Annotated in this window: 27 protein-coding genes and 1 pseudogene; 13 read left to right on the top strand and 15 right to left on the bottom strand. The window is 71.5% G+C overall.

Going from position 1 to position 26,319, the window contains the following annotated elements:
* The first annotated feature begins 183 nt into the window (after window positions 1–183).
* The 3 genes from A6F73_RS33410 (at window position 184) to A6F73_RS43650 (ending at window position 2,381) form a co-directional block, all read left to right on the top strand.
* Window positions 184–918: a hypothetical protein gene (locus A6F73_RS33410; protein WP_063352110.1), complete on the top strand. Its 735-nt coding sequence runs from the start codon at window positions 184–186 to the stop codon at window positions 916–918.
* A gap of 632 nt (window positions 919–1,550) precedes the next feature.
* The gene (locus tag A6F73_RS43655; protein WP_244293796.1) at window positions 1,551–1,853 is read left to right on the top strand and encodes a hypothetical protein; all 303 of its coding nucleotides are present in this window, start codon (window positions 1,551–1,553) and stop codon (window positions 1,851–1,853) included.
* A gap of 75 nt (window positions 1,854–1,928) precedes the next feature.
* The gene (locus tag A6F73_RS43650; protein WP_347878572.1) at window positions 1,929–2,381 is read left to right on the top strand and encodes a group II intron maturase-specific domain-containing protein; all 453 of its coding nucleotides are present in this window, start codon (window positions 1,929–1,931) and stop codon (window positions 2,379–2,381) included.
* Window positions 2,382–2,455: 74 nt separating this feature from the next.
* Here A6F73_RS43650 and A6F73_RS33400 read toward each other — a convergent pair whose 3' ends face one another.
* Complete coding sequence (locus tag A6F73_RS33400; RefSeq protein ID WP_063352109.1) at window positions 2,456–3,709, bottom strand: sigma-70 family RNA polymerase sigma factor; 1,254 nt, start codon at window positions 3,707–3,709, stop codon at window positions 2,456–2,458.
* Window positions 3,706–4,068 carry a YciI family protein gene (locus A6F73_RS33395; RefSeq protein ID WP_063352108.1) on the bottom strand — a complete coding sequence of 121 codons (363 nt, stop codon included), beginning with the start codon at window positions 4,066–4,068 and terminating at the stop codon, window positions 3,706–3,708. The genes A6F73_RS33400 and A6F73_RS33395 overlap by 4 nt, the downstream gene beginning before the upstream one ends.
* 223 nt (window positions 4,069–4,291) lie before the next feature.
* Here A6F73_RS33395 and A6F73_RS33390 point away from each other — a divergent pair, with 223 nt between their 5' ends.
* The 4 genes from A6F73_RS33390 (at window position 4,292) to A6F73_RS33375 (ending at window position 6,366) form a co-directional block, all read left to right on the top strand.
* Window positions 4,292–4,582, top strand: a complete 291-nt coding sequence (locus tag A6F73_RS33390) for a hypothetical protein (protein ID WP_159398676.1) — start codon at window positions 4,292–4,294, stop codon at window positions 4,580–4,582.
* A 239-nt stretch (window positions 4,583–4,821) separates the two neighbouring features.
* Window positions 4,822–5,199, top strand: coding sequence for a hypothetical protein (locus tag A6F73_RS33385; protein WP_063352106.1), 378 nt, complete (start codon window positions 4,822–4,824; stop codon window positions 5,197–5,199).
* A 250-nt stretch (window positions 5,200–5,449) separates the two neighbouring features.
* Complete coding sequence (locus tag A6F73_RS33380) at window positions 5,450–5,965, top strand: transposase (RefSeq protein WP_244293794.1); 516 nt, start codon at window positions 5,450–5,452, stop codon at window positions 5,963–5,965.
* Between the two features lie 92 nt (window positions 5,966–6,057).
* Window positions 6,058–6,366, top strand: a complete 309-nt coding sequence (locus A6F73_RS33375) for a hypothetical protein (protein ID WP_063352105.1) — start codon at window positions 6,058–6,060, stop codon at window positions 6,364–6,366.
* Window positions 6,367–6,641: 275 nt separating this feature from the next.
* Here A6F73_RS33375 and A6F73_RS33370 read toward each other — a convergent pair whose 3' ends face one another.
* From A6F73_RS33370 to A6F73_RS33345, 6 genes are all read right to left on the bottom strand, one after another.
* Window positions 6,642–6,989, bottom strand: a complete 348-nt coding sequence (locus A6F73_RS33370; protein WP_063352104.1) for a hypothetical protein — start codon at window positions 6,987–6,989, stop codon at window positions 6,642–6,644.
* Between the two features lie 279 nt (window positions 6,990–7,268).
* The gene (locus tag A6F73_RS33365) at window positions 7,269–8,291 is read right to left on the bottom strand and encodes an ABC transporter ATP-binding protein (protein ID WP_079136486.1); all 1,023 of its coding nucleotides are present in this window, start codon (window positions 8,289–8,291) and stop codon (window positions 7,269–7,271) included.
* Window positions 8,288–9,415 carry an ABC transporter ATP-binding protein gene (locus A6F73_RS33360; RefSeq protein WP_079136485.1) on the bottom strand — a complete coding sequence of 376 codons (1,128 nt, stop codon included), beginning with the start codon at window positions 9,413–9,415 and terminating at the stop codon, window positions 8,288–8,290. The genes A6F73_RS33365 and A6F73_RS33360 overlap by 4 nt, the downstream gene beginning before the upstream one ends.
* Window positions 9,412–10,299 (bottom strand): ABC transporter permease, encoded by an 888-nt coding sequence (locus tag A6F73_RS44230; RefSeq protein ID WP_063352103.1) that lies wholly within the window; start codon window positions 10,297–10,299, stop codon window positions 9,412–9,414. Before A6F73_RS44230 ends, A6F73_RS33360 begins: the two co-directional genes overlap by 4 nt.
* Complete coding sequence (locus A6F73_RS33350; protein WP_063352102.1) at window positions 10,286–11,254, bottom strand: ABC transporter permease; 969 nt, start codon at window positions 11,252–11,254, stop codon at window positions 10,286–10,288. The genes A6F73_RS44230 and A6F73_RS33350 overlap by 14 nt, the downstream gene beginning before the upstream one ends.
* The gene (locus tag A6F73_RS33345; protein ID WP_063352101.1) at window positions 11,251–12,804 is read right to left on the bottom strand and encodes an ABC transporter substrate-binding protein; all 1,554 of its coding nucleotides are present in this window, start codon (window positions 12,802–12,804) and stop codon (window positions 11,251–11,253) included. Before A6F73_RS33345 ends, A6F73_RS33350 begins: the two co-directional genes overlap by 4 nt.
* Window positions 12,805–13,051: 247 nt before the next feature.
* Between A6F73_RS33345 and A6F73_RS33340 the strand changes: the two genes are divergently transcribed.
* From A6F73_RS33340 to A6F73_RS33315, 6 genes and pseudogenes are all read left to right on the top strand, one after another.
* Window positions 13,052–13,654: a TetR family transcriptional regulator gene (locus tag A6F73_RS33340; protein WP_063352100.1), complete on the top strand. Its 603-nt coding sequence runs from the start codon at window positions 13,052–13,054 to the stop codon at window positions 13,652–13,654.
* Between the two features lie 166 nt (window positions 13,655–13,820).
* Window positions 13,821–14,660 carry a tyrosine-protein phosphatase gene (locus A6F73_RS33335; RefSeq protein WP_063352099.1) on the top strand — a complete coding sequence of 280 codons (840 nt, stop codon included), beginning with the start codon at window positions 13,821–13,823 and terminating at the stop codon, window positions 14,658–14,660.
* Complete coding sequence (locus A6F73_RS33330; protein WP_063352098.1) at window positions 14,654–16,429, top strand: glycoside hydrolase family 3 N-terminal domain-containing protein; 1,776 nt, start codon at window positions 14,654–14,656, stop codon at window positions 16,427–16,429. Before A6F73_RS33335 ends, A6F73_RS33330 begins: the two co-directional genes overlap by 7 nt.
* A 199-nt stretch (window positions 16,430–16,628) precedes the next feature.
* Window positions 16,629–17,834: a cytochrome P450 gene (locus A6F73_RS33325; RefSeq protein WP_063352097.1), complete on the top strand. Its 1,206-nt coding sequence runs from the start codon at window positions 16,629–16,631 to the stop codon at window positions 17,832–17,834.
* A gap of 334 nt (window positions 17,835–18,168) precedes the next feature.
* Window positions 18,169–19,233, top strand: a pseudogene (locus A6F73_RS33320) (type III polyketide synthase); the annotation flags it as partial.
* Window positions 19,234–19,549: 316 nt separating this feature from the next.
* Window positions 19,550–21,229: a multicopper oxidase family protein gene (locus tag A6F73_RS33315; RefSeq protein WP_063352095.1), complete on the top strand. Its 1,680-nt coding sequence runs from the start codon at window positions 19,550–19,552 to the stop codon at window positions 21,227–21,229.
* A 390-nt stretch (window positions 21,230–21,619) separates the two neighbouring features.
* On the opposite strand, the gene A6F73_RS33310 is transcribed toward A6F73_RS33315, so the two are convergent.
* From A6F73_RS33310 to A6F73_RS41920, 7 genes are all read right to left on the bottom strand, one after another.
* Window positions 21,620–21,883, bottom strand: coding sequence for a hypothetical protein (locus tag A6F73_RS33310; protein WP_063352094.1), 264 nt, complete (start codon window positions 21,881–21,883; stop codon window positions 21,620–21,622).
* Window positions 21,884–21,965: 82 nt separating this feature from the next.
* Window positions 21,966–22,535 (bottom strand): GNAT family protein, encoded by a 570-nt coding sequence (locus A6F73_RS33305; protein ID WP_079136483.1) that lies wholly within the window; start codon window positions 22,533–22,535, stop codon window positions 21,966–21,968.
* Complete coding sequence (locus A6F73_RS33300) at window positions 22,525–23,259, bottom strand: lasso peptide biosynthesis B2 protein (RefSeq protein ID WP_063352093.1); 735 nt, start codon at window positions 23,257–23,259, stop codon at window positions 22,525–22,527. Before A6F73_RS33300 ends, A6F73_RS33305 begins: the two co-directional genes overlap by 11 nt.
* The gene (locus A6F73_RS33295; RefSeq protein WP_063352092.1) at window positions 23,252–25,063 is read right to left on the bottom strand and encodes an albusnodin/ikarugamycin family macrolactam cyclase; all 1,812 of its coding nucleotides are present in this window, start codon (window positions 25,061–25,063) and stop codon (window positions 23,252–23,254) included. Before A6F73_RS33295 ends, A6F73_RS33300 begins: the two co-directional genes overlap by 8 nt.
* 78 nt (window positions 25,064–25,141) lie before the next feature.
* Window positions 25,142–25,282, bottom strand: a complete 141-nt coding sequence (locus A6F73_RS41925) for an albusnodin family lasso peptide (protein WP_159398675.1) — start codon at window positions 25,280–25,282, stop codon at window positions 25,142–25,144.
* Between the two features lie 290 nt (window positions 25,283–25,572).
* The gene (locus tag A6F73_RS33290) at window positions 25,573–25,818 is read right to left on the bottom strand and encodes a hypothetical protein (protein ID WP_063352091.1); all 246 of its coding nucleotides are present in this window, start codon (window positions 25,816–25,818) and stop codon (window positions 25,573–25,575) included.
* The gene (locus A6F73_RS41920) at window positions 25,815–25,988 is read right to left on the bottom strand and encodes a hypothetical protein (RefSeq protein ID WP_159398674.1); all 174 of its coding nucleotides are present in this window, start codon (window positions 25,986–25,988) and stop codon (window positions 25,815–25,817) included. Before A6F73_RS41920 ends, A6F73_RS33290 begins: the two co-directional genes overlap by 4 nt.
* Between the last annotated feature and the right edge of the window lie 331 nt (window positions 25,989–26,319).

Genomic DNA, 26,319 nt, shown 5'->3' with positions numbered 1-26,319 from the left:
GAAGGGCGGTCCCAGCCACCCGGCCGGGGCCGCCCTTCGGGCGTTGGCGGGGACGTCAGCCAGCCACCGGCGCTTCCTCGGCCACTCGCTGCCCGATCACGGGGCTCCGGGCTCCGACCGGCCCGGAACCCGGCCTGGCGGGTCCACATCGGATCGTGGCGACCCTGGGACCCGAGGAACGCCGTGAAATCCCACGACCTGCCCCTGCTTCTCCAACAGCTGGCCCGCGAATTCGACGGCGTGACCGGGATGTCGGTGGCGCTGTCCGGCTCCCTCGCCCGCGGCGACCACCGCACCGGGCGCAGCGGACACATCACCTCAGACCTCGACCTGATCCCCGTCGTCGCCACTCCGGCTGACGTGTCGGCTGCCCGGACCGCGGTGGAGTCGATCCTGCGGCGCCTCGCCGACGCCTTCCAGATCGAGGCGACGGCCGCCATCACCACGCTCCCGGCGTTCCGGTCGGCCGGCCACGTCCCCTACCGCACCAGCATGCGGCCCGAGTGGCTGTGCGACGGCCTCAACCTCGGCCCGGGCGCCTTCGGGCCGCCCGGCCCCGACGACGGCGACCCGCACACGGCGCTGGCTTGGGCGATCCAGCCCGTCACCTACTACCTGGCCAAGGCCACCGCCCAGAACCTGCCGACCAACCTACTCAAGGCCCGGTCCGCGGCGGTAGGGCTGGCCAACACCTTCGGCCTGAGGGAGGTGCGCGACAGCCTGGACAACCTCCCCGGTGCCCTGCGCAACCTGATCGCCGAACGCCGCATCGCCCCGCTCGACTCCACCGCCCGCTACCTCGACGCCCCCACCCACCCCGTCATCGCGCAGGCTGTCCGCGACGCCGTCTTCGTCGAGAACCAGGGCCTGCCGTTCGCTCTCTCGGCTGTCGCCGTGCTGCCGTCCATCCCGAACTGACCGACACGGCCAAGATCCTTTTCAGTGGCAGCGAGGGTTGTCCCGTCTCTTGTGTCCTGAACATGAAAGGGAGTTGGTTGTAGGACAGCTTCCAGGAATGGTGCTGTGCGGATGATGAAGGTTTTGGCCCTTCGGAGTCGCCCTGCGGGGGGAGGATCCAAACCACCTCATGCTGCGTTGGCTGAAGACCGTCGTGGTGAGCGATGAGGAAAAGGTGTCGTAAGAGGCGTCAGGTGGGGACCGGGAAGACGAACGCAAGTGAATCGCTGCTGACGTGTCGAAAGACAGACAGATGACATCAGAACCGGGGTGTGAGACGAACTCCGGGATGAGCCTGGCGGGTGTTCGCCTATTGGCCAGGTGGTGTCCGGTATGTAGGCGACATGAGTCCGGTCTGCGGCTTCCGCATGGAACAGGAGAAGGCAGGTCCGATACTGCCCGCCGCACAGCGGTGGGCGAGAGGGAGTGCCCCAAGCAGCGGACACTGCGAGGGGTCGAGTACCGACGCGGGTCCTGCTGGCGGACCGGCCCGTAGTAGCGGTGAAGCCCCTGTAACGGGGGTGGAGCGAAGGGGCCGGGTCGTTCGTGACTGTGTTGATCGCATCAACCGGATGTTCTCCGGGAGGAGTTCGATGGGCCAGTTGAAGTCTCAGGTCAAGCCGTTTGATATTTCGAAGTGGGAAGTCAAGGGGGCGTGGGAGGAAGTCAGGGCGAACAAGGGCGCTCCTGGGGTGGACGGGCAGAGCATCGCCGACTTCGAGAAGGACCTTCAGAACAATCTGTACAAGGTCTGGAACCGGATGTCGTCGGGCTCCTGCTTTCCGCCTCCGGTGCGCGCGGCGGTCATTCCCAAGTCGCACGGTGGAGGCCGTCTGGTTCGAACGCTATGCGGACGACGCGGTGCTGCACTGCGTCACCGAGCGCCAGGCCCGTGAGGTGCTGGCCGCGCTCACGGACAGGATGGTCGAGGTCGGGCTGCGTCTGCACCCGGACAGGACCCGGATCGTGTACTGCAAGAACGGATCCGCCAAGGCTCCTACGAGCACGAGGCGTTCACGTTCCTCGGGTACACGTTCCGCGCCAGGCGAAACCGGGCTCGGCACGGCAGGCTCTTCCTGTCGTTCGAGCCGGCGGTCAGCCAGGACGCTCTGGCGAGGATCGGCCGGGAGGTGCGCTCCTGGCAGCTGCACACCCGCTCCGATCTTTCCGTCAATGAGCTCGCCCGATGGGTCAACCCCATGGTGGCGGGCTGGATCAACTACTTCGGCCGCTTCCGGCCGTGGGAGCTGCATCCCTTCTTGATGCGCATCAACGCCTACCTGGTGCGCTGGATCCGCCAGAAGTACAAGCGGCTCAAGGCCAAGCGGAAGGCCATCGCGAAACTGCGGGAGATCGCCCAGCGATATCCCTGCATGTTCGCGCACTGGCGCCTCACCGTGGACGCCTCGTCGGCGTACACCTGAATGTGCACAGGCGAGTACAGCCGAACGTGCACAGCGGTGGTGCCCGAGTTCCGTTGGTGGTTCGGCTTTGCCGGTCAGTTCTGCTCGGGGGCGAGGCGTGCCGCGCGGGTTGTGAGGTGGCGCCGTTCCGGTGTGCTGGTGGCGCGTCGGGCTGCCTCGCGATAGGTGTGGGCCGCTGCGTCGAGGTCGCCGAGCTGTTCCAGGAAGTGGGCGCGGGCGGCGAGCAGGCGGTGGTGGCGGGCCGTCCGTTTGTCGGATTCCAGTGCCGCCAGCAGGTCGAGCCCGGCAGCGGGTCCGTGCACCATGGCGACGGCTACCGCGCGGTTGAGGGTGACCATCGGGTTCGGTGCGAGGTGCTCCAGCAGGTCGTAGAGGGTGAGGATCTGCGGCCAGTCGGTGGCGTCGACGTGCTCGGCCTCGTCGTGGACGGCGGCGATGGCCGCCTGCAGCTGGTACGGGCCCACCTGTCCGCGGGGCAAGGTGCGGCTGATCAGGTCGAGGCCCTCCGCGACAAGTCGGCGGTTCCAACGGGTGCGGTCCTGCTCGGCCAGCGGCACCAGGTCGCCGTCGGGTCCGGTGCGGGCGGGGCGGCGCGCGTCGGTGAGCAGCATCAGGGCAAGCAGCCCGGCCGTTTCGGTGTGGTCGGGCAGCAGGCGGTGCAGCAGGTGGGTGAGCCGGATCGCCTCGGCCGACAGGGCCGGCGCGGTCAGGTCGGCGCCGTCGGTGGCGGTGTAGCCCTCGTTGAAGATCAGGTACAGCACGTGGAGCACCGCCTCCAGCCGTTCGGCCCGGTCGGCTGCCCTCGGCATGCACAGCGGGGTGGCGGAGGTCTTGACGGTTTGTTTGGCGCGGCTGATGCGCTGGGCCATGGTCGCCTCGGGGACGAGGAAGGCCGCGGCGATCTGGGCGGTGGTCAGGCCGCCGATCGCGCGCAGTGTCAGGGCGATCCGGCTGGGCTCGGACAGTGCCGGGTGGCAGCACAGGAACAGTAGCGCCAGGGAGTCGTCCCGGTCCGTGTCCGGTTCGGCGTCGGCGGCGCGGCTCAGCAGCTCGGCCTGCGGAGTGGCCAGGGCGATCCGGTCCTCGCGGCGCCGGCGCGCCTGCTCACTGCGGACCTGGTCGACCAGCCGGCGGGAAGCGACGGTGACCAGCCATCCCCGGGGATTGTCCGGCGTTCCCTCGGCGGGCCACTGGAGGGCGGCGGCCAGCAGCGCCTCCTGGACGGCGTCCTCGCATGTGTCGAAGACGCCGTACCGGCGGATGAGCGCGCCGAGGACCTGCGGCGCCAGTTCGCGCAGCAGGTCCTCGACGCCGGGCCTCTCGGTCACAGGTCCGTCGCGGCGTCGTGCAGCACCGGCCACAGCTCGACCGGCTCGATGTCCGCGAAGGGCATGTCGGCGGCGATCTCCTGCGCGCGCTCCAGGGACTCGCAGTCCAGCATGTAGAAGCTGGCGATGTACTCCTTGGTCTCCAGGTACGGCCCGTCGGTGACCGCCGGGACGCCGTCCTTTCGGCGCACCAGCTGCGCGTTGGCCGCGTCCGCCAGGCCGTAGGCGCCCAGCAGTTCACCGCTGTCGCGGTACTTCCTGTTGAACGCGTCCTGCTTGGCGATCGCCTCGGGCCAGGCATCGGCCGGGAAGGAGTCCCACTTGGCCTGGTTGCCGTAGATCATCGCAACGTACTTCATCAGGTGTCCCCTTGTGTCCCGCGCGCCCACTCGGCGCGCTTGTACCCCTCAGTCGGAGCCGGGCACAGGTCCTCGACATCCGGCACGAAACAATTCCGTCGGCTGTTCTTCCGAACCGTGGTGGCGGGCTGAACCGCCCGAACGGGACAAACGATCAACCTACCCGGCGCCCTCCGTCCAGGGACAGCCACCCGCACCGGTGCACGTTCGCGCGTACCCGACTGTGCAGATTGACCCGTACGCCGGCTACTGGGGCAACTACCACGCCGGGATCGTTGCCGGGCTATCTGGTGATACCTCCATCGTGCGGCATCGCCTCGACCAGGTCCTGGCCGAGGATGCCTTCGCGCCTTGGACGGTCCAAGCTCAGGACTGCGCCCGGCAACTCCACGGACTGGCAGGAGACTCCGAAACCTTCCGGGACTGGGCGACGGCAGCCACCACCTCCTGCAGGCAGCGACTCAAGCTCCAGACGTGGGAGGCAGCAGCGATCAGCGGCAGCTACTGGAGCTGACTCGCGCGCCGAAGCTGCCGCGCTCGGTGAGAATCCCACCGCTTGCCGGGCTCGACCAGTGCCCCGTGTCCATCGATCCGGTCCCTGTCTCAGGTGATCCGGTCCGATTCGTCCGTCATCTCGGATGATCCGGTCTGGGCCGACCGCGCCTGTTCCCGAGGCCGAGCCTGGTCGCCTCGCTGGATCCGTCGCGGCGCCCCGGACAACGGCCGGGGACCGGCCGGGGCGAGACTGCTCTCATGAGAGTCAGATGCCTGCAGATCATCCACCCCGCGGCCGACGTTCCGGTCGCGGAGTTCGACGGGATCCGGGTGGGCGGTGTCTACCCGGTTGCGGAGATGGTCGCATACGACATCGATTGCCAGATTCGCGTGCTCGGCCCCGAGGTGCCCGATCCCGGACTGCTCTGGGACCCCGCCCACTTCGAGACAGTGGACACCCGAATACCACCTGGCTGGACCCTGGTCATCGACGGCGGCAGTACCCGCCTCGCGGACGCCCGTTGGCAGCGCCCCGGCTTCTGGAGCGACTACGACCACGGCGACCCGCGGGCCCGGGCCGACTACGAGTACGTGAAGCGTGAACTCCTCGCCGCCGCCCCACCATCTGAGAACTGACCCCTGCGCCGGGGTGGGGGAGAGCGCGGCGGCGGTCGACCCCGACCATCGGGCCCTGTTGGACGAGGCCTTCGGTGCGCTCAGACGGGCGCTACTGCTGTCGTAGCGCCATCGCTGTCGTAGCGCCGCCGTGGGCGCGAACGCGAACGCGGACGGCGGGTGGCCAACAGGGCGAAGTGGCCTGCGGTCGCCCTCCGTTCAAAATCCCCGCGACTACTCGACGACGAGCGAGACCGGGATGTTGCCCTGGGTGGGTGTCGCAGGCGCCTTGGCCGGCCCCCCAATAGCCGCTGGCCGGGTTGTTCGACGGAAGGACATTCCACTCCAGGGACGTACCCGGGGAACGGGACATGGCCGCTCCGAGATCCGCCGGATCAAGGTCGCCACTGTCAACAGCCTGCTTTTCCCCGGCGCCTGCCAGGCGGTCCAGGTCAAGCGCCGCCGCACCGACCGCAAGACCGGCAAGACCGCCATCGCGACCATCTGCGCGGTCACCAGCCTGACCGCCGAACAGGCCACTCCCGCCCAGCTCGCGCAACTGATCCGGAACCACTGGAAGATCGAGGCCCTGCACCACGTCCGCGACACGACCTTCGCCGAGGACGTCTCCCAACTGCGGACCGGGAATGTCCCCCGCGCCATGGCGACCTGGCGCAATCTCGCTGTTGGAGTCCTATGGCTGAGCGGCGTCAGGAACATTGCGGCCGGCCTCCGCCGCAACGCGCGCGACGCACGCCGCCCCCTCGCGCTCCTCGGCCTTGCGTGATCAGCTCTGGGCCAAACCCGGTGACACGCGTGTGCCGTACAGGGAGACTGGCGATTCACATATACGAGCAGTCGAAGGCCGAAGGGCAAAGAGTGGCACTGGCGAAGAAAGGGTCCCGCCGCATTGTCGTCGACGGCGTCGAGTACCGCTGGCGAGTGAGCAGGAAACCGTGCTGCGACTACGACGGCATCACCTTGGGTTACATGGTGGAGGACGCGGCCTGTCCCGGAACGACGCTCGTCGTGGAGACCGGTCGGCCGGCCGTGCTCGAACCGAACATGCTGCCGGCTGAGGTCGTCCTGCCGCGCGAAGTCGCCGCAGGTATTCGGGCCGGGCGGTCGAACGGCTGGACGCCCAGCTCCAACGGTTCGCCGTTCAAGCTGCACCTCTCCGCTGTCTGACCGGGACGTACCGAAAGAGGCGCGGCAGCGCGGGTGGGAAACCGGTTTCCCACGGGATCCGAGCGTGGCGGAGCCTGGCCACGTGCTACGACGAGACGCCCGACAACTACATGGTGAGGCTCCAGCCGGGCCGCCCGGCTCGGTCGGCTTGCTCTCGTTGCCGCAGATCGGACGGTGTGGACAGCGGCGTCGTCGCTGTCCAACTGGCCGGTTCTGTGTCCGAGTTGCCCGCGTTTCGGCCGCGGGGGCCGGAGTGGCTGCGTTCGGGTCTGCGGTCAGCTCTCGACCCTGAAGGAGCGCGGGTGCGAGTTGAACCTGACCGAACGGCCGGCCGACACGCTGAACAGCGATCCGCCGGTGCAGTCCTCGCCCCAGTAGAAGCGGACCGTGCTGTCCGTCGCGTTGTTCACGCCTGACAGGGGCCCGTGCGCCTGCCTCGGGACGTCGTAGCAGCCGGGGGCCGGGTCGACGTACGGTACGCCCGGGCCGCTGCCCGACCCGTCGGGGAAGATCACGTTGTAGAACGTCAGGGTGCCCGTGGCGGCCTGGGCGGACGTGGGGACGGCCACGGCCAGCGTCCCCGCGGCGATGAGGGTACCGATCGTCGTGACGAGGCGTCGCATGATGGGACCTCCGGTACGCCGGGTCGCCGGGTGCGGCCCGTGATCGCAGCCAACGGTAAGGCTGCGTACGCGAATCGTCACCGGCGTGAAGGGGTGCGAACGGGGCGCGAAGGCCTTGCCCCTGCCAGGTGACAGCCTGGCAGGGGCGTCGTCCGTCGCTTCCGCCGACGGCGCGCCCTGGACGCCGGCCCGTCCGCGGCCGGAACGGAAGGGAACGGAAGGGGCCCCTGGGGCGGGAGTGGGGCTCCCGGCCCGGGGGCCCGTGGTGCGTCCGGCTGGTCAGGACGCTGTGGCAGCGTCGATCAGCGGTCGGTGGCAGGCCACCGTGCGGCCTGGTGCCACCTCCCGCAGCTGCGGTTCCTCGGTGGCGCAGCGGGTGTTGGCCAGGGGGCAGCGGGTGCGGAAGCGGCAGCCGCTGGGCGGGGCGAGGGGGGAGGGCGGGTCGGTGGGGAGGAGGCCGGTGTCGCGCAGCGGGCGGCCGGGTTCGGGGACGGCGGCGAGCAGGGCGGCGGTGTAGGGGTGGGCCGGGGCGGCGAGGACGGCTTCGGTGGGGCCGCGTTCGCAGATGCGGCCGAGTTGGAGCACGGCTACCTCGTCGCTCACCGCGCGGACCACGCCGAGGTCGTGGGAGATGAAGAGGCCGGCCAGTCCGCGTTCCTCGGTGAGCCCGCGCAGCAGGTTGAGCACGGTGGCCTGGGCCGAGACGTCGAGGGCGGAGACCGCCTCGTCGGCGATCAGGACGTGCGGTCCGGCGGCCAGGGCCCGGGCGATGGCGACGCGTTGGGCCTGCCCGCCGGAGAGCTGGTGGGGGCGGCGGTCGCCGAACAGGGCGGGCGGCAGGCCGACGGCCGACAGCTGCTCGGTGACGACCTGCTCGCGGTCGCGGGCCGGGTCGGGATGGGCGTCGAGGGGTTCGGCGACCAGGTCGCGGACCCGGCGGTGCGGGTTGAGGGAGGAGAGCGGGTCCTGGAACACCATCTGGAGGCGGGGCCGGACGGCCCGCAGGGCGCGCGGGGAGAGGGTGGCGAGGTCGGTGCCGTCGAGGGTGACGGTGCCGGTGGTGGGCGGGGGCAGCCGCAGCAGGGCCTTGGCGATGCTGCTCTTGCCGGAGCCGGACTCGCCGACCAGGGCGAGGGTGCGGCGCGGGTGGAGGGCCAGGTCGACGCCGCTGACGGCGTGCAGCGGGCCGGAGCGGGTGCGGTGGACGACGCTGAGGCCGGTGGCCTCCAGGACGGCCGTTCCGGGGGCGGTGGCTTCGGGGGTGACGGCTGCGTGGGCAGCGGCGTCGGGGGCGGTGGTCACGCCGCGGGCTCCAGTTCGTCGGGCGAGGAATCGGGCGAGGAATCGGGCGAGGACGAGGGCGAGGGCGAAGGCGCGTCAGACGGCGCGGTGAGCGGGAAGTGGCAGGCGGCGGTGTGGCCGTCCGCCGCGGTGTGGGTGGGGGGCGCGGTCGTGGTGCAGAGGTCCGTCGCCAGTTCGCAGCGCGGGGCGAAGGGGCAGCCGGGGGTGGGCCGGGTGAGGTCGGGCGGCGAGCCGGGGATCGCGGGCAGGGTGCGGCGCAGCGGGCCGGTGACCCGCGGTACGGAGCGCAGCAGGGCCGCGGTGTAGGGGTGCCGGGGGTGGCGGGTGACGGCCTCGGTGGGGCCGGTCTCCACGATCCGGCCGCCGTACATGACGGCGATCCGGCGGGCCCGCCCGTACAGCAGGCCGATGTCGTGGGTGATCAGCAGGGTGGCGAGGCCGCGGCTGCGCCGGTGCTGGTCGAGCAGGTCGAGGACGGTGCGCTGGACGGTGACGTCGAGGGCGGTGGTGGGTTCGTCGGCGAGCAGCAGGGCGGGTTCGCCGGCCAGGGCGGCGGCGATGCCGACGCGCTGGCGCAGGCCGCCGGAGAGCTCGTGCGGGTGGGCGCGGGCCCGCCGGGCGGGGTCGGGGACGTCGACGGCGGCGAGCAACTCGGTGGCGGTGCGCAGTCGTTCGCGCCGGGAGAGCCGGCGCCGGTTGGTGAGGGACTCGGTGACCTGGTCGGCGATCCGGACCACCGGGTTGAGCGAGGTCATCGGGTCCTGGTGGACCATGGCGATGCCGGTGCCGAGCAGTTCGGCGCGGCGGGTGCGGGAGGCGGCGAGCAGGTCCTCGCCGTTCAGCCGGATCTCGCCGGTGGCGACGGCCTTGGTGGTGCGGGACTCGACGCCGAGGACGGCGCGGGCGAGCACGGACTTGCCGGAGCCGGACTCGCCGACCACGCCGAGGCACTCGCCGGCCGCGATGGTGAGGCTGACGCCGTGCAGGACGTGCAGGGCGCGGCCGTCGGGGGTGTGCAGGACGGTGTCCAGCGAGCGGACGTCGAGCACCGGGACGTCGAGGGCAGGTTCGTCGAGCGCCGGGACGGCAAGGGCAGGGGAGTCGAGGTCGGGGGCGGAGGTCATCCGCGCGCTCCCTTCGGGCCGGCGGGGCCACCCGAACGCAGGTGCTCCCCGAGGTAGTTGAGGGCGAGGACGGTCAGGCAGAGCACGGCCGCGGGTGCCAGCGAGATCCACGGCGCGGTGCCGAGGGCCGTGCGCCCCTCGGCGATGATGCCGCCCCAGGAGGGCTCCGGCGGGCGCAGTCCGAAGCCGAGGAAGCTGAGCGAGCCCTCGGCGACGATGGCGACGGTGGTGGCGGTGAAGGCGAAGGTGAGGGCGGCCGGCACGACGTGCGGGACGATGTCGCGGCGCAGGATGCGCAGCGGGGCGGTGCCGAGCATGCGGGCCGCCTGGACGAAGCCGCGCTCGCTGAGCGAGAGCACGACGGCGCGCACCACCCGGGTGAAGTGCGGGACGGTGAACAGCCCGATCAGCGTGCCGATCACGGTGAGGCTGGGGCCGCGCAGCGAGACCACGATCATCACCAGGATCAGGCTGGGCACGGACATCAGCAGGTCGGTCGCGAAGCCGATCGCCTTGTCGAGCGGGCCGCGGAACCAGCCGGCGGCGAGGCCGAGCGTTCCGCCGCCGAGCAGGCCGACCAGGATGGTGAGGGCGGCGACGGTGAAGGAGGCGCGGGCGCCGGCGACGGTGCGCTGCAGGACGTCCCGTCCGGCGCTGTCGGTGCCCAGCCAGTGGCCGGGGCCGGGGGCGGCGGCGGGGTGGGCGAAGTCGCCGTGCAGCGGGTCGAAGCCGGGCAGCAGGGGCAGCAGCAGGGCGGCGAGGGCGACCACGGCCAGCCAGACCCCGGCGGCGAGCACGCCGGTGGGGGGCCGGCGGCGGGTGGTGCGCGCCGGGGCCGTCTCGACGGTCACGGCGGTCACGGCGGTGGTCTCAGCGGTGCTCATGGGCGATCCTCGGGTCGATCGTGCGGTACAGCAGGTCGACCGCGAAGGTGGCCGCGACCACGCCGACGGCGCTGACCACCACCACGGCCTGGACGACGGGGAAGTCCCGGCCGGAGATGGCCCCGGCGGCCAGGCTGCCGACGCCGGGCACCGCGAACAGCGACTCGACCAGCACCGAGCCGCCCAGCGAGGTGCCGATGCCGATGCCGACCAGGGTGACCAGCGGCAGGCTGGAGGGACGCAGGGCGCGGCGCAGCAGCAACCGGGTGGTGCCCATGCCGCGGCTGCGGGCGGCGGCGATGTACGGCTGGTCGAGGGTGTCGAGCAGTTGTCCGCGCAGGGTGCGGGTGAACACGGCGGCCTCGGTGAGGCCGAGGGTGAGGGCGGGCAGCACCAGGTGGCGCAGGTTTTCGGCCGGGTCCTCGGTGAACGGGGTCCAGCCGGTGGCGGGCAGGACGCGCAGTTGGACGGCGGCGATCCAGATGAGCAGCAGGCCGAGGGCGAAGCCGGGGACGGCGAGCCAGCCGAAGGTGCCGGCGGTGGCGATCCGGTCGAAGGTGCCGCCGGGGCGCCAGGCGGAGAGCAGGGCGACGGGCACGGCGAGGGCGAGTGCCACCAGCTGGGCGGCGAGGAAGAGTTCGAGGGTGACGGGGATGCGGTCGGCGAGTTCGGTGGTGACGGCGGCTCCGGTGGACAGCGAGTGGCCGAGGTCGCCGTGCAGGGCGTCGGCGATCCACTGCCAGGTGGCGGCGAGCAGGTTGCGGTCCAGGCCTAGCCCGGCCTCGTAGGCGGAGATCTGCTCGGGGGTGGCGGTGGGGCCGAGGGCGGCGACGGCGGGGGAGCCCGGCATCAGGTGGGGCAGGTACAGGGCGGCGACGGTGACCAGCAGCAGCACGGCGGCGGCGCGGCCGAGTCGCCCGCCGTGGCGCAGCGCGGTGCGGGTGCGGGGGGTCATCGCTTCACCCACAGGGGGGCGGGGGAGACGTTGAGGACGGTGCGCTTGGACAGGTCGGGCAGTCCGCCGATCTTGGCGGAGCCGAGGAATCCGACGGTGTTCTCGGTGAGGAAGGCCATCGGCACCTCGCTGACGACCCGCCGGGCGGCCTGCTGGTAGGCGGCCGCACGCTTGGCGGTGTCGGTCGAGGCGCGGCCCTCGGCGATCGTCTTCGAGGTCTCCGGGTCGGACCAACTCATGAAGTTGTACGGCGAGTTGGGCAGGTAGAGGCTGGTGAGCGCGGTGTCGGTGTCGCCGAACATGCTGGTGGGGAAGTCGATCACCTGGAACTTGCGCTGGAGCATCGCGGTGCCCAGGCCAGTGGCGTCGAGCGGCTTGATGGTCACCTTGATCCCGGCCTCGCCGAGCATCTGCTGGAGCACGGTGGCGCGCTGCTGGCCCTCGGGGCGGCTGTCGACGAGGTAGTCGAAGGTGAGGTCGGGGTGGCCGGACTCGGCGAGCAGGGCCCGGGCCTTGGCCACGTCGTGGGCCGGGTACTCGGCGGCGGTGCGGTACGGGGAGCGGGAGCCGATCGGGCCGTCCGAGACGGCGCCCTGGTCGAGGGAGACGACCTTCTCCAGGGCCTCGCGGTCGATCGCGTACTGCACGGCTCGGCGGACCCGTACGTCGTCGAAGGGCGCCGACGTGGTGTTGAAGACGATGGTGGTGGTGCCGCCGGGCCCGGTGGCGCTGCGCAGCCCGTCGGCGGAGGCCTGCTTGAGCTGGCCGGGCGTCTCGGTCCAGATCAGGTCGGTGTCGCCGGAGCGCAGCGACTGGTAGCGGCTGTCGGTGTCGGTGAGCACCCGGTAGACGAGCTTGTCGGCGTGGCCCTTGGCGCCCCAGTACGCGGGGTTGCGGGCGAGGGTGACGGAGACTCCGGGCTGCACGGTCTCCACGGTGTACGGGCCGGAGCCGACGGCGGGGGAGTCGCCGGCCGGGGCCTCGGAGACGTAGCCGAGGGAGCGGGTGAACAGGTTGGGGAAGGCGGCGTCGGGCGCCTTGAGGGTGAAGGTGAGGGTGGTCGGGCCGGAGACGGTGGTGGCGCCGATGGTGGCTGCGTCGATGGCGCAGGCGCACTTGCTCTCCGGCTTGGCGAGCCGGGTGACGTGGTCGGCGACGGCCTGGGCGTCCAGCGGCTTGCCGTCGCTGAACTTCACGCCCTCGTGCAGGTCGAGGGTCCAGACCGTGGCGTCCGCGTTGGGGGTGAAGGACTTGGCGAGGTAGGGCTGGACGGCGCCGTTGTCGCCGTTGACCATCAGCGGGTCGTACAGGGCGTTGGCGAGGACCATCATCGGCATCGAGGTCAGGGTGCCGTCGGCCGGGTCGAGCTTGGCGAACGGCCGGTCCAGGCCGATCTTGAGCGTGCCGCCGTCCACGGCCGGCCCGTCGTTCGCCGCGCCGGTGTTTCCGGCGCCGGCGCCGGAGAGCGCGTCGTCGGAGGCGGAGCAGGCGGTGAGGGTGAGCGCGGCCGTGCAGGCTGCCGCTACCAGGAGGTGGGTGTGCCGCTTCATGGTTCCTCGGTTCGGGGGAGGGGGGGAGGGGAGCGGGGGCGGCCTGGGGGAGTGCGGCCGCCGACGCCCCACACCATTCCGGAAGTGGCAGTACTGCCAAAAGGCAGTTGTGCAAATTTCAGATGACGAGACCCGGAAGAGTCGGCACTCGCCTTGAGCGAGCACGGTCGGACGTGATTCGGTACTGACAGCCGCCCCCTCGGCGGCCCCATCCACACTCAACTCACCGAGAGGAAACGGAAGAACCATGCAGGGGACGGACACCGCGGCGGAGCAGGGCATGCGCGACCGCAAGAAGGCGCGTACCCGCGACAGCATCCGCACCGCGGCGCTCGACCTCTTCGAGGAGCAGGGCTTCGAGCGCACCACCGTGGACCAGATCTGCCGCCGCGCCGACATCGCCCACCGCACGTTCTTCCGCTACTACCCGGCCAAGGAGGCGCTGCTGTTCGGCTGGGACTTCGGCCAGGCCATCCTCGACGCCTTCGCCGCCGCCCCCGCCGAACTCCCGCTCTGGGCCGCGCTCGACCACGCGCTGACCGCCACCGGCGGCCGGCTCGAAGAGCCCGTCGAGCACACCGAGCGCCGCCGCCGGCTGCGCCGGAGCCTGATCGAGGTGCAGGGTTCCGTGCACAACTACGCCGTGGTCGTGATCGACGGCTTCACCGAACGCACCGTCACCATCGCGGCCGAGCGGCTCGGCGTCGACCCGGCCACCGACCTGCGCCCGACCGCGCTCGGCGCGCAGTTCGGCGGCATGGTGCGCCACCACGTCCTGATCGCGTCCGAGACCGGCACGGTGGCCGAATGGCGCCAGGCCTACCGGGACGTGCTCGACACCGCCGGCTGACCCGAGCCGACAGCCTTACACCCCTACACCCCTACACCCCGTCACCGCGACACCCCTGGGCGATGCCGCCGGCCGTCCGGACGGCACCGCGCGCCCTTTTCCACCCCCCTGCGCGGCCCGCCGCGCACCTTCACCACCTGCTTCGCACTTCCCGAAAGGCCCCCGCATGTCCCTGGTCAACTTCCGCGACCCCGCAGCGCTCGCCGACCCCGCCGGCCGGTGGATCCGCCCCGGCACCCTGTTCCGCTCCGCCCAGCCCTTCCCCGCCGCCGACGAGGCCGTCGTCGCCCAGCTGCGCGAGCACGGCATCACCACCGTCGTCGACCTGCGGGGCGAGCCCGAGAGCCGCCCCGAGGACTGGGCCGTCGCCGAGGCCGCCGGCATCGCCGTCGTCCCCGCCCGGATCGAGCCGACCAACGACGAACTGGCGCAGGCCATGCGGGCCATGACCACCGCGGAGGACCTCGGCGCCTTCTACCTGCTGATGGCCGAGTCCGCACCGCAGGGGCTGGCCGCCGCCGTCGAGGCCGCCGTCCGCCCGGGCGGCGTGCTGGTGCACTGCGCGGCCGGCAAGGACCGCACCGGGCTGCTCACCGCGCTGCTGCTGGAGCTGCTCGGGGTGCCCGCCGAGGAGATCGTCGCCGACTACGCCCGCACCAACGAGGCGATCGAGCAGATCTGGGCCGGCCTCGCCGACCGCAACCGGGCCGCTCTCAACGAGGTCGAGGCCGGCCGGATGGTCGTCCCCGCCCCGCTGCTGGAGGCCCCCGCCGGGGCGATGAGTACCTTCCTCGACCTGGTCCGCGCCAAGCACGGCGGCGCCGAGGGCTTCCTGACCGCCTGCGGGGTCGGCGCCGAGACCCTGGACGCCTTCCGCGCCAAGGTCGCCGCCCGCACCGCTGCCCGTACCGAGGCCGGTACCGCCGCCGGTACCGCTGCCCGTACCGAGGCCGGTACCGCCGCCCGTACCGCCGCGTCGAACACCGCCGAGGTGACGGCATGCTGACCCTGCTGCGGCACACCGACGGCACGCCCTTCCGCGACCTCAACCACAACGGCACCATGGAGCCCTACGAGGACCCGCGGCTGCCCGTCGAGGAGCGGGTCGAGGACCTCCTCACCCGGATGACCTTGCAGGAGAAGGCCGCGCTGATGCTGCACGGCCGGATGCTCCCCGGCGACCAGGGCCCGTTCCCCTCCGGCGCCCGCCTGATCACCGAGCGCGGCCTCACCCACTTCGCCATGATGGCCGTCCCCGACCCGCGCGCGATGGCCGAGTGGAACAACCACGTCCAGGACCTCGCCGCGGCCGGCCGGCTGGGCATCCCCGTCACCCTCTCCTCCGACCCCCGGCACGGCTTCACCGCCAACCCGGCCACCGCCCACACCGGCGGCGGCTTCAGCACCGGCCCCGAGCCGATCGGCCTCGCCGCCACCGACGACCCCGACCTGGTGCGCCGCTACGCCGACCTGATCCGCCGCGAGCTGTGCGCCGTCGGCATCCGGGTCGCCATCCACCCGATGGCCGACCTCGCCACCGAGCCCCGCTGGGCCCGGATCAGCGGCACCTTCGGGGAGGACCCGGAGCGCGCCTCGCGGATGATCACCGCCTACATCGAGGGCCTCCAGGGCGGGCCGATCGGCCCGGACAGCGTCGCCTGCATGACCAAGCACTTCCCCGGCGGCGGCCCGCAGGCCGGCGGTGAGGACTCGCACTTCGCCGCCGGACGCCGACTGGTCTACCCCGGTGGCGAGTTCGAGACCCACCAGCGCCCCTTCGAGGCGGCCTTCGCCGCGGGCACCGCGCAGATCATGCCCGCCTACGCGATCCCCTCCGGCAGCGGCCTCGCCGAGGTCGGCGCCAACTTCAACCGGGACGTCATCACCGGCCTGCTGCGCGGGCGCTACGGCTTCGACGGCGTGGTCTGCACCGACTTCAACGCCATCACCGGCATGGACGTCCCCGGAGTGGTCACGCTGCCCCCGCGGCACTGGGGCGTCGAGGAGCTGTCCGTCGCCGAGCAGGTCGTGCTCACCCTGGACGCGGGCGCCGACCAGCTCGGCGGCGAGACGGACCCGGAGCTGATCCTGGCCGCCGTCCGCTCCGGCGCGGTCACCGAGGCCCGGCTCGACGAGTCGGTCCGCCGCATCCTGCGCGACAAGTTCCGCCTCGGCCTCTTCGCCGACCCGTACGTCGACCCGGAGGCCGCCGCCGACCTGGTCGGCGCCCCGGAGGGCCGGGCGCTCGGCCGCGAGGTCCAGCGCCGTTCGGTGGTCCACCTGGCCGGCGAGCCGCGCACCGCCACCCGGCTGTACGTCGAGGGCATCGACCCCGCCGTCGCCGCCGGGTACGGCACCCTCGTCGAGGACCCGGAGCGGGCCGAGCTGGCCGTGATCCGCCTCGCCACCCCGTACGAGCGGCGCGAAGGGATGCTGGAGCAGCACTTCCACAGCGGCTCGCTGGAGTTCGAGCCGGCCGAGGTCGACCGCCTCACCGCGCTGGCCGCCGCCGTGCCCACGGTGTTCGCCGCCCAGCTGGAGCGGCCCGCCGTGCTCACCCCGCTCGCCCCGCACGCGGCGCTGCTGATCGGCGAGTTCGGCGCCGCGGACGAGGTCGTGCTGGACGCCGCGCTCGGCCGGGCCCCGATGACCGCGACGCTCCCGTTCGACCTCCCCCGCTCGGACGCCGCCGTCGCCGCCTGCCGCGAGGACGTGCCCTTCGACACCCGCGCCCCGCTCTTCCGGCACGGGCACCGGGCCACCGGGGAGATCTGAGGCACCCTGGCCGGGGCCGCCGGGGCCTGCCATCACCAGTGGCAGGCCCCGGTGCGGGTGGATCCGAGCCGCTGATCAGACCGGATGAATTACCGGCGCTCTCGCCCCTCCACCGGTGTGTGCGGCCGCGCGATCGGGTACCGGTGCATTCCGTCCGCCTCCCCCATCCGGCCCGCGCGGCCCAGACCTGGAGGTCCGCATGTCCACCGACTCCAGCGCACGGAACTGCCCGTTCGACTTCGCCGAGACCCTAGAGTTCGACCCGACGCTCCGGCAGCTCATGAACGACGCACCGGTCAGCCGCATCCGCCTCCCCTACGGCGAGGGGGAGGCCTGGCTCGTCACGGGGTACGACGACGTGCGCACGGTCACCACCGACCGGCGGTTCAGCCGCCACGCCATCGTCGGCCGGGACTTCCCGCGCATGACCCCGGAGCCGATCGTCCAGGCCGAGGCGATCAACGTCATGGACCCGCCCGCCAGCGCCCGCCTGCGCAGCCTGGTGTCCAAGGGCTTCACCCCCGACCACATCGAGCGGATGCGGGAGCGTACCCAGCACGTGGTGAACGGGCTGCTGGACCGCATGCGGGACCAGGGCCCCCCGGCCGACCTCATGGAGCACCTGGCCCATCCGCTCCCGCTGATCACGATCTGCGAGGTCCTGGAGATCCCCGAGGCCGACAGCGCCCAGCTGCGCGCCAACGCCCGGACGATGATGGACGTGAGCCTGGCCAACAAGCCGAACGCGGTACGCGCCAAGGCCGACCTGCGGGCGTACTTCGCCGAGCTGACCGCCGAACGGCGCAGGAACCCCGGCGACGACCTGATCAGCGTGCTGGCCACAGCCCGCGACGGCGACGAAGTCCTCGACGAGAAGGAACTCACCGTGATGGCCATGGTCCTGCTGATCACGGGCCAGGACACCACGACGTACGAGCTCGGCAACCTCTCGTACACCATCCTCAGCCGGCCCGACGTGCTCGCCGCACTGCGCGAGCGGCCCGAGACGCTCGCCCGGACGCTCCAGGAGCTGCTGCGCTTCATCCCCTTCCGCAAGGGCGTCGGCATCCCCCGGGTGGCCCTTGAGGACGTGGAGCTGAGCGGGGTGACGATCCCGGCGGGGGACATCGTGCACGTCTCCTACCTGACGGCCAACCGGGACGGCCGCAGGTTCGACCGGCCCGACGAGCTGGACCTGGAGCGGACCAGCCCCTCCCACATGACCTTCGGCTGGGGTGCGCACCACTGCCTCGGCGCGCCGCTGGCCGTCACCGAACTCGAAGTCGCCCTCGGGACGCTGCTGGAGCGCTTCCCCAGGATCGCGCTGGCGAAGCCGGCCGCGGAGCTGGCGTGGAACACCACGTCCATCTGGCGCTATCCGCTGGCGCTGCCGGTCACCTGGTGACGGTGCCCCCACGCTCCGGCGGCCGCCCGCAGCCACCCGCTGCCGGAAACACCGCGTACATCGGCCCGCACACCCCGGGGTGTGCGGGCCGACATGCGGGACGGGCCCGCCTTCCGTAAATTGGGCTAGGTGGCCTGAACCAACTTGCGGCCAGTACGACCGTCCGCACCGCGATCAACCGATCCTCGCTCGGTCGGCTCGTCGGCCGCTGAGTTGGGTCCCGCCCGGTGCGTCCCGCCGCCCGCGCCCTCCGCGCGTCCGGCTCGCAGCGGCTGCCGTCGAGTGGTGAAATCCCGCCCCGCCAGGGTCGCACCGGGAACACCGCTCGTCTGGAGGAAGTGCCGTGGCAGTTCTGTGCAAACCGGCGATAGACGTACCCGAGCACGTCATCACCAACGAGGAGACCATCGAGCTGGCGCGCAGGCTCCACCCCGACCATCCACAGCTCGAACTGGCGCTGCGTCTCATCAAGAACACCGGAGTGCGCAAGCGGCACCTGATCCAACCCATCGAGGTGGTGCTGAAGCACCCGGGGTGGGACGAGCGCAGTGCCGTCTTCGCGGCGGAGTCGAAGGCCCGCGTCCCGGCGGTGGTGATCAGGGCCCTCGAACAGGCCCAAGTGGAGGCGTCCCAGATCGACTTGATCGTCTATGTGTCGTGCACCGGTTTCATGATGCCGTCGCTCACGGCGTGGCTGATCAACAGGCTGGGCTTCCGGCCGGAGACCCGGCAGCTGCCGATCGCCCAACTGGGGTGTGCGGGCGGCGGTGCGGCGGTGAACCGGGCTCATGACTTCTGTTCGGCCTACCCGGGCGCCAACGTGCTGATCGTGGCCTGCGAGTTCTGCTCGCTGTGCTACCAGCCCACGGACCTGGGCGTGGGCTCGCTGCTGTCCAACGGCCTGTTCGGCGACGGGATCGCCGCCGCCGTGGTCCGGGGCGAGGGCGGGACCGGAATGCGGTTGGAACGCAACGGCTCGTACCTCATCCCGGACACCGAGGAGTGGATCTCCTACGCGGTCCGCCCCACCGGATTCCACTTCCAGCTGGACAAGAGGGTGCCGGGGACGATGGAGCCGCTCAGCCCGGCCCTGCGCGCGGTGGCGGAGCAGCACCAGTGGGACGTGGGCACGCTGGACTTCTACATCGTCCACGCCGGCGGTCCACGGATCCTGGACGACCTCAGCCGCTTCCTGGAGGTGCCGCCCGAGGCGTTCCGCTTCAGCCGGGCCACCCTCACCCAGTACGGCAACATCGCCAGTGCGGTCGTGCTCGACGCCCTGGCCCGGATGTTCGACGAGGAGTCGGCCCTCGACGGGCACCAGGGGCTGCTGGCCGGGTTCGGTCCGGGGATCACCGCCGAGATGTCCCTGGGCACCTGGGCGTCGCCGGAATCCTGAACGGCGGCCGGGCCGGGCACCAGGTGCCCGGCCCCGCGTCCGTCGTTCAGGGGGCAGGGGGCAGGGGGCAGGGGGCAGGGGGCCGGGCGCTGGGTCAGGGCCCGTGCAGGTGCGGTCGCGCTGCGGAGCGCGCGAAGCTCGCCGATACTGAGCCAACGGGCAGTGACGGAACGTCGCGTCGGCGCTACGGTCCGACACGCCCGGCCCGCGCCGGCGTGTGCGCGGCGGCCACCGAGCAGGGCCGCCGGAAGCCACGACCGGCGACCACTGGCCCGGCGGCGTACCGACCGCCCGGCCCTGGACGGAAAGACCGGGAATGCTGAACCGACGAGACCTCTTGAAAGCCGCCGCGATAGGCGGCCCGGCGGTCCTCTTCCCCTGGGACCGCGCACCGGGCGGGGCCCGGGTCTCGTCCCTGGCGTTGTCGGCCGCGCCGGCCACGCAAGCCGCTCCGGCCGCGCACGCCGCGCCGCCCAGGTCGGAGGCCAAGCGGTCGGCCGCCCGGATCACCCCCTTCGAGCACGCCATGCCGGTGCCCCCCGTGCTGAACCCGGTGTCGCGGACGGACTCCTCGGACCTGTACCGGCTGCGGATGGCCGATACCCAGGCGGAGATCGTCAAGGGGCTGCTGACCACCGTCCGGACCTTCGGCGGCTGCTTCCCCGGTCCGACCATCCGGGCGGTCAGAGGGCGGGAGGTGGTGGTCCAGCAGACCAACGACCTGCGCGTGCACACCTCCGTCCACCTGCACGGCGGCCAAGTGCACTCACGCTACGACGGCCTGCCGATGGACCTCGTCAAGCCCGGCGAGACCCGCGAGTACCGCTACCCCAACGAGCAGGTGGCCGCCTCGCTCTGGTACCACGACCACGCGCACGAGCTGGAGGCCGAGAACGTCTACCGCGGCCTGGCCGGCGCCTACCTGCTCAGCGACCCGCACGAGAGCGGCCTGCCGCTGCCGAACGGCGAGTTCGACATCCCGCTGCTGATCCGGGACGCCCGGATCGAGACCGACGGCAGGCTGGTCTACACCGACCCGTACGCGTGCCCGCACATGCTGGTCAACGGCAAGGAGCGGCCTTACTTCCAGGTGGCCGCGCGCAAGTACCGGCTGCGGGTCTTCAACGTCTCGCCCAACCGGCATGTGTCGCTGCGCCTCGCCGACGGCCAGCCGTTCACCCAGATCGCCTCCGACGGCGGACTGCTCGCCGCGCCGGTGACGCTGCACGAGCTGACCCTGACCGGCGCGGAGCGCGCCGAGATCGTGGTCGACTTCGCCCGCTACCCGGTCGGCGGATCGGTGGTGCTGGAGAACACGGCCGCGCTGGAGAGCGAGCGGACCGAGGTGCTGCGCTTCGACATCACCCGGACGGCCGAGGACCGGAGCCGGATTCCGGACGTCCTCGCCACCCTGCCGCCGATCCCGAAGGCGACGGTGCACCGGGAGTTCGCGCTGACGACCTTCCCGGACGCCAGGATCAACGGGCGCAAGTACGACCCGAAACGGACCGACGTGCGGACCACCGTCGGCAGCAGCGAGATCTGGACGATCCGCAACCACCTCACCCGCCCGCCGGCCGGGGTCTTCCACGCCCCCCACTCCTTCCACACCCACCTGGTGCAGTTCCGCGTGCTGGACCGTGACGGGGTGCCGGTCGGCCCGGCCGAGGCCGGGCTGAAGGACACCATCACGGTCCACCCGGGGGAGAGCGTCCGGATCGCCATGACCTGGGGCGAATATCCGGGCGAGTACGTCTACCACTGCCACCACATGGTGCACTCCTCGCACGGCCAGATGGGCCGGATCGACGTGCTGCCCGCGGGATCGAAGGACTCCGGTCGGGAGTCGGAGGACGCCTTCGCCGACTCGTCCCGGTCCACTGGAGCGTCGGCGTCCGGGGCCTCGGCGGCCGGAGCCGGTCGACGGCGGTGGCGACGGCGCAACCGGCACCACCACCACGCGGGCCGCCACCGCCGGCACCGGGGACTGCGGTGAATCCGGAACCGAACGGCAGGCCGGTCCGGACGAGGAGTTGAGCCCGACGGACGGCTCCGTGACGGCCCCGGGACGGCCCCGGGCGGCGGTCCGCGCTCGCCGTCCCGACGGTTGGCGACGTACCGATGCTGAACCGGCGGCGTCCCAGAAGTCCGGGATACCGCCGGCCACCGCCGTCCAGGATCAGTACGGACGATCCCTCCGGCGCGCCGCACTTCGCCGAGATGCTCCGCCGCGCGGGCCTGCACCCAGACACCCGCGACCCGGTGGCCGGCGCCCGCGAACTCGTCGAGTCCGGCGTCTTCCTCTACGCCTTCGGGAACGTAAGTAGCTCGCCAGTTACGCGCTCGCCGCATGAGCTAGGAAGCCCCAGTTTGAGCGGGGGTTCAGTCAGGGCATCGTCTTCCGCCCCGGCATGCTGATAGGCATCCACGGCCAGGGGGCGGGGCGCAGCCCGGTTGCTTCGTCAAGCGGGCGGACGCGATACCCGGCCTTGATCATCTGGGCCTGGAGCCAGTTGGAATCGCACCCGTAAACCGTCGCGAGCCTTCTGACGCCGACGCCGGAGTCGTACCGGAGGGCGATTGCCGGCAGCGCGGCGATCACGAGTGCCCTGAGCATGGCCTGCCGGTCTTGTTCAGTGGTGGCCCACATAGCTACTCCTGAGGAGGGCGGAGGCGGGCCCGCCGTTGGGGGTTGAGGGCGGCGGGGGTGCGAGATGGTCAGGGCTCGCCGGTCAGTCCGCGGATGCCAAGACGCTGGGACCCGAGAACTCCGAGGCCAACGCGTCCATGATCAGCTCGTCGCACACCGCGCCGCGCCAGTACCCGGCCTGGCGCATCGCGCCGACGTGCTTGAAGCCGGCCTTCGCGTAGACCTGGACTGCGGCCTTGTTGGGCGCGAGCACCTTGAGCCAGATGGACCGGACGTTGGCGACGTGGAACCCGAAGTCCAGCGTCAGCCGGGTGGCTCGGGTGGCGAGGCCCTTGCCGCGTGCCTCGGGCGCGATGACGAGGATGTATTCGGCGGTGCGGACGTAGTTGTCGGGTTGAAGCGTGGTCATGCCGCTGGGCACCGGGTTCTCGGCGTCCGTGAGGTCGTAGACGGTGAACCTGATGTTCCTGCCGGCGAGCTGCTGCTGAAGTCCCTGGGTCCGGCTTTGCAGCGACTCGGGAACCGGGCGGCCGAACCCGATCAGGGAACTCGGGGCCTCCTCCCAGCGCCAGTACTGCTCTGCCAGGTCGGACCGAAGGGGGCCGAGCCCGCAGATGCCATCGGAAAGCCAGATCATCTGTTCAACGGACATGGTGTGCTCCGGGGACGCTAAGAATCGCTGTGAACAACCCAACTGACGTGGACTCGGCGACGGGCGTGCCGTCAACGGTCTCGATCCAGGCGTGCAACCGTATCGGGTCAGGCGCGACGCCATGACGCCAAACTGCGGCCTTACCCGTCAGCTGGAGCAGCAGCATCGCGGCAGCCGACTCCTCCAGGCAGTTGGTTCGTCCGGGCGAGTACCAGCCCGCGCTACGCACCGCGTGGACGGCCTGTTCGGCTTCGGTGGGCGTCGCAGGCCTTCTCCGCCCCGTCGTGCTGGCGGAGTGAACCAGCTTGAGAACACGGCCCATCGCCTCATGCTCCGGGCCTGCGGCCTTCACAGCGTGGACCACCGAGAGGGCGGCAGCCGCCGCCAGTGTCCGGGTGCGCGGGACGGGCACGGGAGGAGTCAACCCGGCCCGGAACTCGTCGCCGCCCCAGCTTGCCCTCGGCGCCTCCACCTCGCGGACGCTCCGCCACGGCCGAGGCCGGTCAGCCACGACCAGTAAGCCCGCCGCCAGCAGCGACTTCAACAGCGGCTCCGGGAGGTGCCGGGCGTTGCCGAACTCCGCCGCGTGACGGAGAGCCGCGCCGGCCGACGCGGGGAGCGTGCTGACCTGGCCGTTGTAGTAGTTCACCAGAACAACGGCGTGCCCAAAGTCCAGACCACGGACATGGCGGGGCATGCTCACGAACGAAGGCGAGTCAGTCACGGTCGCCCGCTCCCTCAATCCATTGCGGCTCCGACTCGCGGTCAAGCGCCAGAAGCCAAGCCTCGACGGCGAGCGTCCGGTCCAGAATCCCCATCGGCACGGGCATGCCCATCGCGGCCTGCTTCAGCACGCGGCGAAGGGCTCGGGGATCGACCAGACCGAGGGCGGAGAGGAATCCGTTCGCCAGGCCGAGCAGGGCATCCAGGTTCTCCCGCCGACCGGTGTAGAAGTCGGCGTTGAACGAGCCCTTGGTACTGCGGGCGGAGAGTGGGGCCGGCAGCAGATCACTCATCGCCCGCACCAGTTGCGGCTTGTAGGCGTACACGGGTGGGCGGGCTTCGAGCGGGACGCGCAGCAGGGAGTTGACCACGCTGGCGTCCAGGAACGGGTTGCGAAGTCGGATACCGACTTCCTCCGCCAGCGCGGCATCCGCCTGGGCCGTCCGGGCTATCTCACGAATCTCGTCTATGACCGTGCGGACCCCGGCATCGAGTCCCACAAGCGGGTCCGGGGTGGCGGCCACCCGCTCAATCTCACCCCGCAGTTGCGGCAGGGTCTCGACACCTGCCCAGGCGGGGAGCTGCACGGGCGGGAACCAGTGAACGGTGCCGGCCGCCGGGGGCGAGGCTTGAACGATCTGTGCGGCGAGTACGGACAGCGCGTCTGCCCGGGAGAGTCGAGCCGACGCGACTGCCTGCCAGAGAATGTTCGAGAGCGGAAGATGCCGGAGCCGGGCCCAGCCCGCGGCCTGGTGGAAGGCGGCCCGGAGCTGTCGGTGTCGAACCAGATCCGCGATGTGGACCGGCGGCTGCGAGCAGACGCTGTCCCCGCCATCACCGGTCAGATGAAGCGTGGTGTCGAATCGCTCGGCCATCCACTCCAACTGCCGAAGCAGCCCAGCCCAGGCCATTGTGGACGGGGCCGGTTCATCAGCGGCGGGCACGTCGGTGATCCCGGTGTAGGGCAGATGCTCGCGTTGCGTCGGTAGTAGGTGATGCTTGATCCTGCCGGGCATCGAGTTCGCCACAAGCCGAGCGAATCGGAGGTCAGCCCCCGACTCGTCCCCTTCAGGGTGAACCGTGACGGCGGTGACGCATACGCTGTCGGGTGCTTGGCGAGCCGCCAGGAGGGTGATGGACGATGAGTCGAGTCCGCCCGACAGGTCAGTGCTGAACGGGCCGTCGCCCAGTCCTAGGCCCACCGCTTTCTCAAGCTCGGCCCGGAAGCGCCCGGCTGGCTCGGGTCCGATGTCCGGCTGCGGCAGCCATAGGTTCGTGATCTGGGGTGCTGTGCCCGGAGCGAGCCGGATACGCGCGCCCGGCGGCAACTGCTCGACCCCGGAGAAGTACGACCGGCCCGCAACGAGAGCGGGGAGCAGCGGCGCGAACACCGCTGTCACGAGCCGCCGCGTATCGACAGGAGCCCTGTTGAGCCCCGCGAGCAGCCGCGCCGACGACGACCAGGCCCACCCCGAACCGAAGCGGGAGACATAGACCGGCTGCGCGGCAGCCGGGTCGGTGAAGATCACGGTTTCGTGTCCGGCCTCGCTCACCACCGCGTAGGCCCCCGGCCAGCGCCACGCCAGATCGGCGGGCAGAGGCCCAGCGCCCAACGCCTTCAGATCCGCCAGCCGCGCACCGCTCGGCCCGAGGACGAACAGCCGGCGGGCCGGGCCACCCTCCGTGCGGTAGAGCTGAGCCGGCGTCATGCCGGTCATCCATACGCTCGACTGCGGATGCAGCCGTGTCGCTCCCAACGGGTGTGGCGTGCTCGTTGCGGAGCTGCTGAAGCCCCCGAAAGCCATGGTGGCCCTCTCCTTGGCGAATCAATGGCGGAAAGCGGGAGCGGTGCGGCCCCGAAGGGCCGCACCGCAGAAGGAGGATCAGCCGGCGTACTGGTACACGTGCCGCTTGCCCTCGCCGCCGTCGGAGGTGCCGCCCATGGTGAGGGCCGCCGCGTCGCCGATCACGGTGACGGTCATCTCGTCCTCGTCGGCGGTGACGATGGGCTCGTACACGTTCATCTCTCGGTTCCTTCCTGCCAGGTGGTGCAACGTTCCACCGGGGATTCCCGGTGGAGCCCAGCCCAGAGGACTTCCTCATCCAACTGGGCTGGGAGCTTTAGGGATCAGCGGCTTCGAGGCCGCCGACCGAGGTGCAGATCCGCGTAAACCGTCTTGCCGCGAGCAGTGAGACCGTGTAGGCGACAGCGACCGTCACGGGGGTCGGGTCCCCATGAGCGCACTGCCTGGCTGTGTCCCGGCAGTCGTCCTGGCCATCATCGACGGGGGTTCTCCTCGTCTCGACACGGGACCTACGCCGGGTGCTTGTCGAGCGCGGCCCGCAACGCGGCACGGCGGTGGGGCGTCCGGGCGCGGATGATGCAGTCGCTACAGATCGCGTGGCAGGTGCTTTGGGCGTCACCGGGGGCCTGGAGCGAGGTGCCCGCGCAGACCAGCGTCTCCCGGCGGCAGACCCAGCAGGTCCCCTCGCGGTAGCCGTCGGGCCGGTCCACGACGTACCCATCGCCCGTGAGCCAACCGGTCGGCGGGGTGCTCAATCCGCGGACTCCAAGTCGCGTAGGAGGACCATCTCCGGGTACGGGTCGGCGGAGCTGTCCCGGTTCACCCAGGCGTGGTTGGCCAGCCTGCTCGGGGTCCCCGCGACGGTGCCCGTCCAACCGTCCGTGCGGTGCCGGACCGGGTCGCCCTGGATCACACTGACTTTCACAGTTGCACTTCTCCGTTGGGGAGTTGGATGGGGGTGTCTAGCCACGCGTCACACGTGCGTCGTCAGAGCCTGGCTCGCACGGACTTCCTGTACGCCACGCAGTCCTTGCAGGAGCACGTGGACTTCACGGCAGCGATCTGAAGCATGTCGCCCGGGGAGCGGCCCCTGTCGAGGACCTGAGCCGCCCTGTAGTCGTCCAGCGGGTTCCACCCCGCCGGGGGGCTGGCCTTCTCGACCTTCGTGGGTCCCGTCACGACTTCGCGGTACACCCGAGGGGTGGTGCGTCTGGCCATCGGTCTGTCCTCCTTCGTCGAGGCCGCAGGGGAAGGGG

Source organism: Streptomyces sp. MJM8645, from assembly GCF_001625365.1.
Lineage (GTDB): Bacteria > Actinomycetota > Actinomycetes > Streptomycetales > Streptomycetaceae > Kitasatospora.
The sequence above is the reverse complement of the archived record's forward strand: the minus strand, read 5'-3'. Positions and strand labels throughout refer to the sequence as shown.

Bases quoted from the DNA above. Each gene is read 5' to 3' on its own strand.
- A6F73_RS33330 (WP_063352098.1), top strand. From the start codon at position 14,654: ATGCTGACCCTGCTGCGGCACACCGACGGCACGCCCTTCCGCGACCTC.
- A6F73_RS33360 (WP_079136485.1), bottom strand. From the start codon at position 9,415: ATGACCTCCGCCCCCGACCTCGACTCCCCTGCCCTTGCCGTCCCGGCG.
- A6F73_RS33350 (WP_063352102.1), bottom strand. From the start codon at position 11,254: ATGACCCCCCGCACCCGCACCGCGCTGCGCCACGGCGGGCGACTCGGC.
- A6F73_RS33315 (WP_063352095.1), top strand. From the start codon at position 19,550: ATGCTGAACCGACGAGACCTCTTGAAAGCCGCCGCGATAGGCGGCCCG.
- A6F73_RS33305 (WP_079136483.1), bottom strand. From the start codon at position 22,535: ATGTCCGTTGAACAGATGATCTGGCTTTCCGATGGCATCTGCGGGCTC.
- A6F73_RS33395 (WP_063352108.1), bottom strand. From the start codon at position 4,068: ATGAAGTACGTTGCGATGATCTACGGCAACCAGGCCAAGTGGGACTCC.
- A6F73_RS33370 (WP_063352104.1), bottom strand. From the start codon at position 6,989: ATGCGACGCCTCGTCACGACGATCGGTACCCTCATCGCCGCGGGGACG.
- A6F73_RS33325 (WP_063352097.1), top strand. From the start codon at position 16,629: ATGTCCACCGACTCCAGCGCACGGAACTGCCCGTTCGACTTCGCCGAG.
- A6F73_RS33295 (WP_063352092.1), bottom strand. From the start codon at position 25,063: ATGGCTTTCGGGGGCTTCAGCAGCTCCGCAACGAGCACGCCACACCCG.
- A6F73_RS43655 (WP_244293796.1), top strand. From the start codon at position 1,551: ATGGGCCAGTTGAAGTCTCAGGTCAAGCCGTTTGATATTTCGAAGTGG.
- A6F73_RS33310 (WP_063352094.1), bottom strand. From the start codon at position 21,883: ATGTGGGCCACCACTGAACAAGACCGGCAGGCCATGCTCAGGGCACTC.
- A6F73_RS33340 (WP_063352100.1), top strand. From the start codon at position 13,052: ATGCAGGGGACGGACACCGCGGCGGAGCAGGGCATGCGCGACCGCAAG.
- A6F73_RS33385 (WP_063352106.1), top strand. From the start codon at position 4,822: ATGAGAGTCAGATGCCTGCAGATCATCCACCCCGCGGCCGACGTTCCG.
- A6F73_RS41925 (WP_159398675.1), bottom strand. From the start codon at position 25,282: ATGAACGTGTACGAGCCCATCGTCACCGCCGACGAGGACGAGATGACC.
- A6F73_RS44230 (WP_063352103.1), bottom strand. From the start codon at position 10,299: ATGAGCACCGCTGAGACCACCGCCGTGACCGCCGTGACCGTCGAGACG.
- A6F73_RS33335 (WP_063352099.1), top strand. From the start codon at position 13,821: ATGTCCCTGGTCAACTTCCGCGACCCCGCAGCGCTCGCCGACCCCGCC.
- A6F73_RS33345 (WP_063352101.1), bottom strand. From the start codon at position 12,804: ATGAAGCGGCACACCCACCTCCTGGTAGCGGCAGCCTGCACGGCCGCG.